The following is a 13,343-nucleotide window of genomic DNA, read 5'->3' as shown; positions in this document are numbered from 1 at the left end:
CGGGAGCGTCGCTCGACGATCACTCCCGCCAGCCGGCGAGCAGTATCCACGGCCACGACAGGAACAGCGCGATCGCCAGTCCGACCTCGACGTGCGCGAGCAGTCGGAGCAGCATGCGCATCGGCAGCGAGAGGGTGGGCTCCTCCGTGTCCGACGCCTCGGTCTCCATGCGCCGATGGTAGCCGAGCACGGCGTCCGTCGTGCGGTAGAGCCGTCCTGAGGTCAGTCCGTCTCGAAGCCGTGCGCCTGAGCGACGGCCGGCAGCGTGATGCGCCCATCCTGCACGTTGAGACCCTTCGCGAGCGACGGGTCCTCCGAGGCCGCGCGCTCCCAGCCCTTGCCCGCGATCGCGGAGACGTAGGGGAGGGTCGCGTTGGTCAGGGCGCGGGTCGCGGTCTCCGGGACCGCGCCCGGCATGTTCGCCACGCAGTAGTAGATCGAGTCGTGCACGGCGAACGTCGGGTCGTCGTGGGTGGTGGGCCGCGACCCCTCGAAGCATCCGCCCTGGTCGATCGCGATGTCGACCAGCACCGAGCCCGGCTTCATCGCGGCGACCATGTCGTCGGTGACGAGCTTGGGGGCGGCAGCGCCCGGGATCAGCACGGAGCCGATCACGAGGTCGGCGGTCTTGAGCTCCTCGGCGATGTCGTAGCGACTCGATGCGCGGGTCTCCAGTGCGCCGCCGTAGCGGTGCTCGAGCTCGCGCAGACGCGGCAGGGAGACGTCGATCACGGTCACCTTGGAGCCGAGACCGAGCGCGTTCGCCGCCGCGTGCTCTCCCGCGACACCGCCGCCGATCACGACGGTCTTGGCGCGCGGGGTGCCGGCGATGCCGCCGAGCAGCATGCCGCGCCCGCCCTGCGAACGCAGCAGCGAATACGAGCCCATGGTGACCGAGAGCCGACCGGCGATCTCGCTCATCGGCACCAGCAGCGGCAGGGAGCGGTCGGGCAGCTGCACCGTCTCGTACGCGACAGCAGTGGTCCCGGCCCCCACGAGGGCCTCGGTCAGCGCGCGGTCGGCGGCGAGGTGCAGGTAGGTGAACAGTGTGAGGTCGGCGCGCAGGAAGCCGTACTCCTGGGCGATCGGTTCCTTGACCTTGATGACCAGCTCGGCGTCGCCCCAGGCCTCGGCGGCGGTCGCGACGATCTCGGCACCGGCGGCGCGGTAGTCGTCGTCCGTGATGCGCGACCCCAGGCCCGCACCGGACTGCACGAGCACGCGGTGGCCCTCGTGGACCAGGCGGTCGGCGCCGGCGGGCGTGAGCGCGACGCGGTTCTCGTTGTTCTTGACCTCGGTGGGGACGCCGATCTTCATTGATCCTCCAGGGGTGCATTGTGCGGTCGGCACCAGGATCGCAGAAACGTCGAAGTCTCGACAGAATCACTGAAGATGATTCGGCAGGAGCTGCGATCCTGAATAATGCTTCGTATGGAGACGACGTCAGAGGTCCCGGAGCCGAACAGCGTTCGGGCGCCCGCACTCGACCCGCTCGACGCCAGGATCGTGCGACTCCTCACGGCGGACGGGCGGATGACCAATGCCGAGCTCGCCGCGCGCCTCGGCGTCGCACCGTCGACGGCACACACCCGACTGCGCGCACTCGTCGACCGCGGTGTCATCACGGGCTTCCACGCGAGCGTGGACGAGCGGATGCTGGGCGCAGGGCTGCAGGCCATCATCGGCGTGACGCTGCGCCCGAGCGGTCGGCGGGAGAGCATCGTGGAGTTCGCGGAGCGCGTGCGCGTGCTGCCCCCGGTGATCCAGGTCTTCTTCCTCGGCGGAGACGACGACTTCCTGCTGCACATCGCGGTCGCGGACTCCTCGGAGATGCGCGAGTTCGTGCTCGAGCACCTGTCTGCGCAGAGCAGTGTCGCCTCCACGCGCACGAGCATCGTGTTCGACTACCACCGCAACTCGGTGGCCGCGTCGTTCCACTGAGGCGAGCGCAGAGGACCGACGGGCGTCAGGCGCCGTAGGACGCGGGCAGCGCGCAGTAGTCGGCGAACCGCCGGGCCGGATGCGCGGGGTCGGTCACGTCGACGATCGCCCCGGCGACCGTGTGCGGCGGCTCGTCACCGGCGAGCTGCCACACGGCGTAGTTCCACATGCCCCGGGTGCGCTCGCCGAGCAGCGCCGCGGGTCCGGAGAGGAGCAGGATGCTCTCGGTCTGCGGTCCTTCGCGGAACGCGGTGACCACCGCCCGCACGCCCGGCTCATCGCCCTCCGCCGAATGCTCGCGGACCACCTGCTGGCCCACGGCGGTCAGAGCCGCGGACAGTGCGTCGGCGGCGAGACGCGAGCGCTCCGCGTCTGCTCCGGCCACCGCCAGCAGCCGCCTGCCGCGCGGGTAGAAGTGCAGGAACTCGGAGGCGATGTCCGCCCAGACGTCGGTCATGCCTCCAGGCTACGCCCGCTCGACGGCACCGGCTCCGGACAGGGGAGAGCCCCTCGGCCACGGCATCCTCCGCGGCCGAGGGGCTCTCGCGCGTTCAGTCCTCGTCGATCAGGAACCGGCTGTAGGCGCCCAGGGTGAGGAAGGTCGGGAACTCTTCCTGCAGGGCGACCTCGCGGAAGATCTCCGCCGCGTCGTCGTATCGGTCGCCGTGGCTGCGCGTCGCCTGGGCGAGCACCTGGGTGATCAGGCCCTCGACGTACTCCGCGGTGATCGGGGTCCCGTCCTGCGTGGTGCGGTCCTGGTGGATCCACTGCCACACCTGCGAGCGGCTGATCTCGGCGGTCGCGGCATCCTCCATCAGATTGTCGATCGCGACGGCGCCGAGCCCGCGCAGCCACGCCTCCAGGTAGCGGATGGCCACCGACACGTTGTCCCGGACGCCCTGCGCCGTGATGGGGCGGCCGATGTGCAGGTCGAGCAGATCACGCGCCTCCACGTGCACGTCGGGCCGCTGGCGGTCGACCTGGTTCGGGCGGTCGCCGAGCACGGCGTCGAACTCCGCCTGCGCGGTCGGGATCAGGTCGGGGTGGGCCACCCAGGTGCCGTCGAAGCCGTCGCCGGCCTCGCGGTTCTTGTCGGCCGCGACCTTCTCGATCGCTCGTGCCGTCGCCTCGGGGTCGCGACGGTTCGGGATCGATGCGCTCATGCCGCCGATCGCGAAGGCCCCCCGCTTGTGGCAGGTCTGCACCAGCAGCTCGGTGTAGGCCCGCATGAACGGGACGGTCATCGTGACCTCGCTGCGGTCGGGGAGCACGAAGCGGGCCCCGCGGCCGCGGTAGTTCTTGATGATCGAGAAGATGTAGTCCCAGCGGCCGGCGTTCAGGCCCGCGCAGTGGTCGCGCAGCTCGTACAGGATCTCGTCCATCTCGAACGCGGCCGGCAGCGTCTCGATCAGCACGGTCGCGCGGATCGTGCCGTGGGGGATGCCGATGTACTCCTCACTGAACGAGAACACGTCGTCCCACAGCTTCGCCTCCTCGCTCGACTCGAGCTTGGCGATGTAGAAGTACGGCCCGCGGCCGCCGTCGATCAGCGCCTGCGCGTTGTGCAGGAAGTAGAGACCGAAGTCGACGAGCGAACCGGATGCCGACGTGCGGCGCCCGGCGCGATCGATGAACGCGATGTGCTTCTCCGGCAGGTGCCAGCCGCGCGGACGCATCACGATCGTCGGGGTGCGCTCGGCGGTGACCCGGTACTCCTTGCCCTCCGGCGAGGTGAACGACAGCTCGCCGCGGATCGCGTCGCGCAGGGACAGCTGGCCCTCGATGACGTTCTTCCAGGTCGGGCTCGTGGCGTCCTCCTGGTCGGCGAGCCACACCCGGGCGCCGGAGTTGAGCGCGTTGATCGTCATCTTCGGGTCGGTGGGCCCTGTGATCTCGACGCGGCGGTCCTCGAGGCCGGGCCCGGCCCCGGCGACCCGCCACTCGGTGTCCTCGCGGATGTGCGTGGTGTCCTCGCGGAAGCGCGGGTCGTGCCCGTTGCCGATCTCGAAACGGCGGCGCATCCGGTCGGCGAGCCGGTCGTGGCGACGCGACGCGAAGCGGTGGTGCAGCTCGGTGAGGAAGGCGGTCGCCGCGGGGGTGAGGATCTCGTCGTAGCGGTCGCGGAGGGGGCCTTCGACCTCGATCGCCGGACCCTGCTGGGTCGTCTGGATCGGAGCCGTGGTCGGGGGAGCGGTGGGAGTGGTCATGATCGTGAGTCCTTCGGTATGCGTCGCGATGCGAGGAAGGCGGCGGGGATCAGTGGAACTGCGCGGCTTCGGTGGAGCCGGCGAGGGCGAGCGTCGCGCTGTCGGGGTTGAGCGCGGTGGAGATGACGTCGAAGTAGCCGGTGCCCGCCTCGCGCTGGTGCTTGGTGGCGGTGTAGCCGTCGGCCTCGGCGGCGAACTCGGCTTCCTGCAGCTCGACATACGCGCTCATGGCGCGCTCGGCGTAGCCGCGGGCGAGGTCGAACATGGAGTGGTTCAGGGCGTGGAAGCCGGCCAGGGTGATGAACTGGAACTTGTAGCCCAGGTCGGCCAGCTCCTGCTGGAACGTCGCGATCTCGGCGTCCGACAGGTGGCGCTTCCAGTTGAAGCTCGGCGAGCAGTTGTAGGCCAGGAGCTTCCCGGGGAACTGCGCGTGGATCGCGGCGGCGAAGTCGCGGGCGAGCTCGATGTCCGGCTCACCGGTCTCGACCCACAGCAGGTCGGCGTAGGGGGCGAAGGCGAGGCCGCGGCTGATGACCGATTCGAGACCGGGGCGGATCCGGTAGAACCCCTCGGTCGTGCGCTCGCCGGTGGTGAACTGCTGGTCCCTCTCGTCGACGTCGCTGGTGAGCAGGTCGGCGGCGAGGGCATCCGTGCGGGCGATGATGACGGTCGGCACCCCGGCGACGTCGGCGGCGAGCCGGGCCGCGTTCAGGGTGCGGATGTGCTGCTGGGTGGGCACGAGCACCTTGCCGCCGAGGTGACCGCACTTCTTCTCGCTCGCCAGCTGGTCCTCCCAGTGGATGCCGGCGGCACCCGACTGGATGAGCGACTGCGCGAGCTCGTACGCGTTCAGCGGTCCGCCGAAACCGGCCTCCGCGTCGGCCACGATCGGGGCGAGCCAGTCCTGCGTGATCTCGCCTTCGCCGGCGAGCGACTCCGCGTGCTCGAGCTGGTCCTGGCGGATCAGCGCATTGTTGATGCGGCGGACGACCGCCGGCACCGAGTTCGCGGGGTAGAGGGACTGGTCGGGGTAGGTCTGGCCGGCGAGGTTGCCGTCGGCCGCGACCTGCCAGCCGGAGAGGTAGATGGCCTTGAGGCCGGCCCGCACCTGCTGCACGGCCTGACCGCCGGTGTAGGCGCCGAGCGCCCGGACGTAGTCCTCGGTGTGCAGGAGGTTCCAGAGGTTCTCGGCTCCGCGGTGCGCGAGCGTGGACTCCTCGCGGACCGAACCGCGGATGCGGATGACGTCTTCCGCGGAGTAGGTGCGCTCGACGCCGTCCCAGCGAGGGTCCGTGTCCCAGATCTCCTGGAGCTCGGCGGCCGTCTGAACCTGGTCGCCGGCTCGCAGACCGGCGGGGCGGGGCGTCGGGGTGTGGGCGGTGTTCGTCATGGTGTCTCCTCCGTGGATCCGGCGACTGTGCCGGTGTGGCGTGGTTCCACTGTGAGTGAAGTTCACGGCTCTGAACGACCGAATCCGGGGAGAAGATCGACCGAAATTCTGTTTCTGTGACAGAATCGCCCGCATGAGCACCATCGACGCGGCAGAAGAGACCGACGCCCTCACGATCGGGCGCCGCATCCGGCAGCTCCGCACGGCGAAGGGCATGACGCTCGACGACCTCGCCTCCGCCGTCGATCGGGCGCCGAGCCAGATGTCGATGATCGAGACCGGCAAGCGCGAGCCCAAGCTCACGCAGCTGCAGGTGATCGCCCGGGCGCTCGGCGTCACGATCGATGCGCTGCTGGAGGGGGAGCCGCTCGATGAGCGCAGTGCGGTCGAGATCGCCCTGGAGCGCGCGATGAAGGGCCAGACCTTCCAGGCGCTGGGGATCGAGCCGTTCCGGATCGCGAAGAGCGTGCCGACGGATGCGCTGAAGGCGCTGCTCGCGCTGCACGGGGAGATCGACCGGCTCAAGGACGAGCGAGCGGCGACGCCGGAAGAGGCCCGGCGGGCGAACGTCGAGCTGCGGCATCTGATGCGTCGGCAGGACAACCACTTCGCCGACCTCGAGACGAAGGCCGCCGAGATCCTCGCCGCGGTCGGCCACCCCGGCGGTCCGCTGACCCAGCGCACGGCCTCCGAGATCGCGGCGTACCTCGGCTTCACGCTGCACTACGCTCCCGACCTGCCGCAGACCACCCGCAGCGTGGCCGACCTCGCGAACGGACGGCTCTACCTCTCGAGCAGCGTGCCGGCGAAGGGCGATGCCCGCACCGCCGTGCTGCAGGCGCTGTCGAGTCGTATCCTCGGTCACTCCGAGCCGCGCAGCTACGCCGAGTTCCTGCGGCAGCGCGTCGAGACGAACTACCTCACCGGCGCGCTCCTCATCCCCGAAGCGCACGTGGTCCCGACGCTGAAGGACGCCAAGCAGCGGCGGGCGATCTCGATCGAGGATCTTCGCGACGCGTACTCGGTGTCGTACGAGACGGCCGCGCACCGCTTCACGAACCTCGCGACGCGGCACCTCGACATCCCGGTGCACTTCCTCAAGGTGCACGAGTCGGGCACGATCACCAAGGCGTACGAGAACGACGACGTGAACTTCCCGACCGACCGTCTCGGCGCCATCGAGGGGCAGATGTGCTGCCGCCGGTGGACCTCGCGCGTGGTGTTCGACGAGGATGACCGCTTCAACCCGTACTACCAGTACACCGACACCGGCAACGGCACGTACTGGTGCACGGCGCGGGTGGAGGCGTCCAGCGAGGGGCTGCATTCGGTGAGCGTCGGGGTGCGCTTCGACGACACGAAGTGGTTCGTGGGGCGCGACACCACGCACCGCGGGGTCTCGAAGCACTCGGTCGAGGTGTGCTGCCGTCGCGCACCCGCCGAGCTGGAGGACCGCTGGCGCGAGCACTCCTGGCCGAACGTGAAGACGCCGCGCACCCTGCTCGCGACCCTCCCCACCGGAGCCTTCCCCGGCGTCGACACGACCGACGTCTACGAGTTCCTGGACGCACATGCGCCGCGATGAGAGCTAGAACGTTACCTTCCACTCGTGCTACGGTGCTCGCATTCGCGATCGATCCAGGGGGCACCGTGCGCATTCTCAAGTTGACGACATCCATCGCAGCCACCGTCGTGGCGCTGACGATCTCGCTGGCGGGCGTGACGACCGCGCACGCCGCGACCGGTCCGGGAGCGGAAGCCGCCGGGGTGATCGCCGGGCCTCGCGTCGTGGCGGTCGACGCCGGTCTCGACCCGCGGCTCGCCGCGGCGACCGACCTGGAGCTGCTGTTGTTCCTGATGACGGGAGCGGGCCCCCTCGCCGACGCGCATCCCGAGCTCCTCGCCGAGTTCGGTATCCACTCGGTGTCGCCGCCGGAGCAGGTCGAGCAGATCACACCGGTGGCGGAGGCCTTCCTGGCCGCGTATCCGCCGTTCTCCACGACCTGGGGGCCGGCGATCAGGAGTGCGGATCCGCTCGTCGTCACTCAGGGGACGCGCGGATTCCTGACGGACTTCATCGAGTTCGTGGAGTCCTCCTGCCGTCCCTCCTGCAGCGTGTGAGGGGCGCCGGCACCGGATCCTGCGGGGGGCTCGAGTCCCTCATCCGTCGCCGGCACCGGCGGCACCGACGACACCGGCGGAACCGGCGGAGCGCGGCACCGTCCAGCGTGCCGCCGTCCCACGATCGGCCCGGTCGGTCAGAGTGAACGAGCCGCCGTGGAGAGCTGCACGTTCGGCGAGATTGGCGGTGCCGCCGGAGCGGCGACGCGCTCCGGCGAGTCCCTTCCCGTCGTCCTGCACGGTGACGGAGACCTCGTACTCGGAGACGGTGATCGTGATGGCGCTGTTCCGGGCGTCGGCATGATGAGCGATGTTGGCGAGGGCCTCGCGGGCCACGGCGATCACATCGTCCGCCAGCCGGCCGGTGACGACGGTGTCGACGGGGCCGACGAAGGTGACGGTCGGCGTCGTCGGCAGCACCGCGGCCAGTCCCGCGATCACCGCGAGCACGCGTTGCGACGCCGGACGGTCCTCCTGCCTCGCCCTCCGCGTGCGGAGCGAGAAGATCCCGGAACGGATCTCGGTGATGGCGGTGTCGATCTCCGTGACGTGCCGCTCGAGCTCGTCGGCGTGGGGCGGATCGGCGGCAGCGAGCGCCTGCAGACTCATCCCCGTCGCGAACAGGCGTTGGATGACGTTGTCGTGCAGGTCGCGAGCGACGCTCTTCTGCTCCTCGGAGCTGTCCGGGTGCGGGTGGTCCTGTCGCGCGCCGGCGAGGGAGATCGCGAGGCCCGCCCGAGCGGCGAACTCCGCGATCGCCTCGATCTCGTGCTGCGTGAAACCGGCGTCGGAGGCGGCGCGCGTCACGCAGAGCGCGCCGACGGCGTGACCGGCGGCGACGAGGGGGACGGCGACCGTCGGTCCCGCGACACCGCCGTCGCCCGCCAGCGTCCGCTGCGTCACCTCGTCGGTCAGGGGCCCGCACACGCTGCGTCCGGTGCTGATCGCTCGGGCGGCGACCGAGGTCGCGGCCGGGAGGATGCCGTGCTCGAACGGGGCGGCGCGCGGGCCGCGCGCGGTCTCGACGCGGAGGCGGTCGTCGTCGACGGGGACGACGATCGTCACGAGATCGCCGGGGACGACGCGGGTGGTGTGGTCGGCCACGAGGTCCAGGACGCCGTCGCTCGGCCCGGTGACGAGTGCGGCGTCGACGTCGGCCAGCGCGCGACGCAGGCGCGCGTGCCGTTGCGTCTCTTCGCACCGGCGCACGTTGAGGATCGAGACGCCCGCGGTTGTCGCGAGGGATTCGGCGAGCTTCTCGTCCTCCGCGGTGAAGACGCCGGCGCGGCGGTTCGTGAGCAGGAGGACGCCGTGGATCTCGCCCTGCGCCCGCACGGGCACCCCGAGGACGGAGTGCAGGGGCGCGGTCGGGCCGTCGCGGTGGCGGCTGCCGGCATCCGTCGTGTCGCGCCGGATCGTCCGGCCGGTGTCGGCGATCGCGTCGAGCAGGGCGCCGGCAGCGGACAGGTGGCCGATCGCCTCCTCCGTGCGTCCCTCCGCCGCGACGTGCACGAGGGGGCGGAGCTCGCCCGAGTCGGTGACCAGCAGGAGGCTGCCGTACCGGGCATGCGCAAGGTCGACGGCGGCCTGGAGGATGCGGCTGAGCGTGCCGTCGGCGTCGAGTTCCGTCGCCGTCTCCCGCGAGGCGCCGTGGATCCCCCGCAGTCCGCGACGGGTCGCGAGGATGCGGGTGGGGAGCGCGGCCAGCGGATCGTCCCGGATGCCGCGGCCGGTGCCGGGCGGAGTATGCGTCTGTCGGCATCTGTCCTGCATTCCTCCACCTTCCCCGGAGACCGAGGCGTCTGCAACGATCAGCCGGTATATGGCAGGCGTGGCGCGCGTCGCGTCCGAGGTCCGCGGGTTCGCGCTCGCCGCGAGGGGGACCATGGTCCCGTGCCGGCGGCTCCCGGTTCGCTAGCGTGCCCGGAGGCATGTCTTCAGCGGGAAGAGGGATGAGATGACCGGAGTGTTCCTGGTCGACGACCACGAACTGGTGCGCAGGGGAATCGCCGGGGTGATCCAGGCCACGCCCGACCTCGAGGTCGTCGGCGAGGCGGCGGCCTGCCGGGAGGCGACGAGGCGCATCGCCGCCACGCTTCCCGACGTCGTCATCCTCGACGTGCATCTGCCCGACGGGAGCGGAATCGACCTGTGCCGGGCGATCCGCCAAGAGTACCCGGAGATGCGCTGTCTGATCCTCACTGCCTATGACGACGATGATGCGGTGATCGCGGCAGTCATGGCCGGAGCGCAGGGGCACCTGCTCAAGACCGTCCGCACCGCCGATCTCCCGGAGGCCGTGCGCGCCGTCGCCGCGGGACGACGGCTGCTGGATCCGGAGGCGGTAGGTCGTGCCACCGCGCGGCTTCTCCCCGACCGTGCCGACGCCGGAGACCCGCGGGTCGCGTCGCTGAGCATGCGCGAGCGGCAGATCCTCGCCCTGATCGCGGATGCCCGGACGAACCGCGAGATCGCGAGCAGCCTCGGCCTCGCGGAGAAGACGGTAAAAAACTACGTCACCTCGATGCTCGGGAAGCTGGGATTCACGCATCGCACGCAGGCGGCGGTGTTCGAGCTCTCCCGGCTCCACGGCGAGGAGCGATAGCCGCACGCGCCCGGGCGGGAGGGGAGAGCCCGCGGGACGAATGGCCCGAGGGCGGCGGCTCATCCGGGGGAGCATGGCATACGCCGAGCTCGGTGACATCCTCTGCACGGTGCCTGGGGGTCCGTGCGGAAGATGGGGGACCGTGCCCGCGGCGGAGGGGGACGCGCGCACCGGTGCTGTCCGCGCGGCGATGGGGGCCGCGCGGGCAGGAGCTCGTCTATGCCCGACGGCGCTCTCGTCGATGTTTCGTCAAGCTTTAGTTTGTTCTTGCTTAGTCAATCTTGACTATGTTACTTTCAACGAGCCATCAACGACGAACGGCCGAGAAGGGACCCTCATGGCTACTTCCTCTGCGGAAACCCGATTCCGCATCACTGCCACCCTGACGTGCGTTCTCGCCGCCACGCTGACGCTCGGAGCATGCTCCGCGCAGACGCCCGGCGGCGATACCGCCCCCACGAGTGCGAACGACACCGACGCCTGCACGCGCAATCAGGATGCCGGCACCATCACCTACATCTCCGGCTACGGCTACTCCGCCAGCGCCGGGCAGCTCGACGTGTTCCTCGCCGAGGAGCTGGGCTACTTCGACGATCTCTGCCTCGACGTGGAGATCAACGCCTCGGGTGCGAACGGGCAGCAGCTCGTCGCCTCCGGGCAGGCGCAGTTCACCGCGCTCGGCTCCGCATCCGATGTGATGCTGGCGGCGGCGAACAGCAAGAACCTCACGGCGGTCGCCACCTACGGCACCACCCCGCCGTTCTCGATCTTCGGCAACGAGAAGCTCGACAGCCTCAAGGACCTCGAGGGCGGATCGCTCGGATACTTCATCAACCTCACCCCGATCGCCTCGGCGATGCTGGACGAGGCGGGGGTCGACGTCTCGAAGGTCGAGATGGTCAAGATGACCAACTACGACCCGACCGTCGTGGTGCGCGAGCAGGTCGACGCGATCGTCGGCTACGCCTCCAACCAGCCGCAGTCGCTCAAGGCGCAGGGTCTGCCGTTCAGCGAGTTCCTCCCCGCCGACCTCGGCGTGGAGGGCACGTACAACGTGATGGAGGTCAACTCCCGCTTCCTCGACGAGCACCGCGAGGTCGCCGCCGACTTCATGCGCGCGAGCCTCAAGGCGCTGCAGTACTGCCTCGACGAGTCGGATGCCTGCATCGACAAGCTCGCGAAGCTGGCGGAGGACAACAACCAGGGCGCCGCGTTCCCGCGCGACCAGCTCGCCCGCACGTGGGAGGTGGAGTCCGCCTGGGTGCGCGAGAGCGCCGGTGGCAACCCCGGTGTGCAGACGGAGGCCATGTGGGAGCCGGAGCACAAGCTCGTCAAGAAGTACGGCGACGTCAAGGACCTCCCCGCGATCGCCGACATGATGGACGCCGACCTGGTCGCCGACCTCTACGACGGCGACACCCTGATCTGGACGGCGAAGTGATGACGGCCGCACAGGGAGCAGGCGTCGAGGTCAGGGGCGTCTCGAAGTCCTTCGGCGTCGACGGCGCCCAGGTCACCGTGCTCGACGACGTGAACCTCACGATCGGCATGGGCGAGTTCGTGTCGGTCATCGGTCCGAGCGGCTGCGGCAAGTCCACGCTGCTCAAGGTCGTCGCCGGACTCCTCGACGCCGATTCCGGCACCGTCACGATCGACGGCGAGAGCGTCACGGCGGCGTCGCGGGACAAGAAGATCGGCCTCGTGCCGCAGTCGCCCGCCCTGCTGCCGTGGAAGACCGTGCGCGAGAACGTCGAGCTGCCGGTGCGCATCAACGCCCAGGCGAACACCGGACGGGCACTGCGCGATCCGGCGGAGCTGCTGGCGACCTTCGGGCTCGGCCAGGCGATGAAGAAGTACCCCGGCCAGCTCTCCGGCGGCATGCAGCAGCGCGCCGCGATCGCCCGGGCGTTCGTGTTCGACCCGGCCATCATGCTGATGGACGAGCCGTTCTCGGCGCTCGACGAGATGAACCGCGACCTGCAGCGCATCGCCCTGCTGGAGTTCTGGCAGTCCAACCGCAAGGCCGTCATGTTCGTCACGCACTCGGTGCCGGAGGCGATCATGCTGTCCGACCGCATCGTGGTGATGGCCGCCCACCCCGGGCGCATCGCCCAGGTGATCGACGTGAACCTGCCTCGGCCGCGCACCGAGGAGGCCTACGCGACCGAGGAGTTCCGCGAACTGGAAGCAGTCGTGCGCGGTGCGCTGCGCGCGCAGACGGAGAAGGCCCATGTCTGAGCTGACGATGAGAGACACGACCGCGACCCTCGCGACCGCCCGCCTGAAGGGCCAGCCGCGCAGCGGCATACCCGCGTGGCTGCGCTGGGGCTCCTGGGGCCCGACGCTGATCACGTTCGTGATCGCCGCGCTGCTGTGGCAGATCGTGGCCTGGACCAACCCCTACGTGCTCCCCACGCTCGAGGCGATCGGCGGCAGCCTCGTGGACGACGCCGGCATGTACTGGTCGAACTTCCTGGTCACGCTGCTCGAGGTCGTCGTCGGCGCGTCCGCCGGCATCCTCGCCGGCTTCCTGCTGGCCGTGGTCATGGCGGAGTTCCAGATCATCGAGCGGGCCGTGATGCCGCTGGTCATCATCGTGATGGTGACCCCGATCGTGGCGATCGCGCCGGCCCTGGTGGTCGCGTTCGGCTTCGGCATGGTGCCGAAGTTCATCGTCACCGGGCTCGTGGTCTTCTTCCCGATGCTCGTGAACTCGCTGGCGGGTCTGCGCGACGTCGACCAGAAGGCGCTCGACGTCTTCAAGACGCTGCACGCTTCGCGGTGGGAGATCTTCCGCGAGCTGCGCTTCCCCGGCAGCATGCCCTACGTGTTCGCCGGTCTCCGCATCGCCCTGCCGCTCGCAGTGGTCGGCGCCGCGGTCGCCGAGTTCGTCGCGGCCGGACAGCAGGCCGGTCTCGGCTCGCTGGTCACCACGTCCGCTGCGCAGGCGAACCTCCCCGTCACCTGGGCCAGCATCGCCCTGCTCTGCCTGCTCGGCGTGCTCCTGATCATCGTCCTCGCCCTGGTGCGCAAGCGCGTGCTCTGGTGGAGCGACGGCGAGGTCACGGCCAAGGGCTGA

13 protein-coding genes are annotated in these 13,343 nt (G+C 70.1%); 7 read left to right on the top strand and 6 right to left on the bottom strand.

What is annotated here, in order from left to right:
- Positions 1-19: 19 nt before the first annotated feature.
- Together AC07VM_RS03160 and ald are read right to left on the bottom strand one after the other, a co-directional pair.
- Positions 20-169: a hypothetical protein gene (locus AC07VM_RS03160; protein WP_494909960.1), complete on the bottom strand. Its 150-nt coding sequence runs from the start codon at positions 167-169 to the stop codon at positions 20-22.
- A 53-nt stretch (positions 170-222) separates the two neighbouring features.
- Entirely contained in the window at positions 223-1,317 is a 1,095-nt protein-coding gene (gene ald, locus AC07VM_RS03155; protein ID WP_494909959.1) for an alanine dehydrogenase, read from the bottom strand.
- A gap of 105 nt (positions 1,318-1,422) precedes the next feature.
- Between ald and AC07VM_RS03150 the strand changes: the two genes are divergently transcribed.
- Positions 1,423-1,941, top strand: coding sequence for an Lrp/AsnC family transcriptional regulator (locus AC07VM_RS03150; protein ID WP_494909958.1), 519 nt, complete (start codon positions 1,423-1,425; stop codon positions 1,939-1,941).
- A gap of 25 nt (positions 1,942-1,966) precedes the next feature.
- Here AC07VM_RS03150 and AC07VM_RS03145 read toward each other — a convergent pair whose 3' ends face one another.
- The 3 genes from AC07VM_RS03145 to aceA form a co-directional block, all read right to left on the bottom strand.
- The gene (locus AC07VM_RS03145) at positions 1,967-2,398 is read right to left on the bottom strand and encodes a hypothetical protein (protein WP_494909957.1); all 432 of its coding nucleotides are present in this window, start codon (positions 2,396-2,398) and stop codon (positions 1,967-1,969) included.
- A gap of 94 nt (positions 2,399-2,492) precedes the next feature.
- Positions 2,493-4,148 carry a malate synthase A gene (aceB, locus tag AC07VM_RS03140; RefSeq protein WP_494909956.1) on the bottom strand — a complete coding sequence of 552 codons (1,656 nt, stop codon included), beginning with the start codon at positions 4,146-4,148 and terminating at the stop codon, positions 2,493-2,495.
- A gap of 49 nt (positions 4,149-4,197) precedes the next feature.
- Positions 4,198-5,538, bottom strand: a complete 1,341-nt coding sequence (aceA, locus tag AC07VM_RS03135) for an isocitrate lyase (protein WP_267415654.1) — start codon at positions 5,536-5,538, stop codon at positions 4,198-4,200.
- A gap of 133 nt (positions 5,539-5,671) precedes the next feature.
- Here aceA and AC07VM_RS03130 point away from each other — a divergent pair, with 133 nt between their 5' ends.
- Together AC07VM_RS03130 and AC07VM_RS03125 are read left to right on the top strand one after the other, a co-directional pair.
- Positions 5,672-7,123, top strand: a complete 1,452-nt coding sequence (locus AC07VM_RS03130) for a helix-turn-helix domain-containing protein (protein ID WP_494909955.1) — start codon at positions 5,672-5,674, stop codon at positions 7,121-7,123.
- A gap of 65 nt (positions 7,124-7,188) precedes the next feature.
- Positions 7,189-7,659 carry a sporulation delaying protein family toxin gene (locus tag AC07VM_RS03125; RefSeq protein ID WP_494909954.1) on the top strand — a complete coding sequence of 157 codons (471 nt, stop codon included), beginning with the start codon at positions 7,189-7,191 and terminating at the stop codon, positions 7,657-7,659.
- 39 nt (positions 7,660-7,698) lie between these two features.
- Here the strand turns inward: AC07VM_RS03125 and AC07VM_RS03120 are convergent, their stop codons facing one another.
- Positions 7,699-9,432, bottom strand: a complete 1,734-nt coding sequence (locus AC07VM_RS03120; RefSeq protein WP_494909953.1) for a sensor histidine kinase — start codon at positions 9,430-9,432, stop codon at positions 7,699-7,701.
- A gap of 184 nt (positions 9,433-9,616) precedes the next feature.
- Between AC07VM_RS03120 and AC07VM_RS03115 the strand changes: the two genes are divergently transcribed.
- From AC07VM_RS03115 to AC07VM_RS03100, 4 genes are all read left to right on the top strand, one after another.
- Complete coding sequence (locus tag AC07VM_RS03115; protein WP_267415649.1) at positions 9,617-10,264, top strand: response regulator; 648 nt, start codon at positions 9,617-9,619, stop codon at positions 10,262-10,264.
- A 337-nt stretch (positions 10,265-10,601) separates the two neighbouring features.
- Positions 10,602-11,705 carry an ABC transporter substrate-binding protein gene (locus AC07VM_RS03110; protein WP_494909952.1) on the top strand — a complete coding sequence of 368 codons (1,104 nt, stop codon included), beginning with the start codon at positions 10,602-10,604 and terminating at the stop codon, positions 11,703-11,705.
- The gene (locus AC07VM_RS03105; protein ID WP_267415647.1) at positions 11,705-12,502 is read left to right on the top strand and encodes an ABC transporter ATP-binding protein; all 798 of its coding nucleotides are present in this window, start codon (positions 11,705-11,707) and stop codon (positions 12,500-12,502) included. Before AC07VM_RS03110 ends, AC07VM_RS03105 begins: the two co-directional genes overlap by 1 nt.
- The gene (locus AC07VM_RS03100; protein WP_494909951.1) at positions 12,495-13,343 is read left to right on the top strand and encodes an ABC transporter permease; all 849 of its coding nucleotides are present in this window, start codon (positions 12,495-12,497) and stop codon (positions 13,341-13,343) included. The genes AC07VM_RS03105 and AC07VM_RS03100 overlap by 8 nt, the downstream gene beginning before the upstream one ends.

The organism is Microbacterium sp. GW821-FHT01D02 (assembly GCF_059422585.1).
Note: the sequence above shows the minus strand (reverse complement) of the source record. Positions and strands in the feature narration are given on the sequence as shown.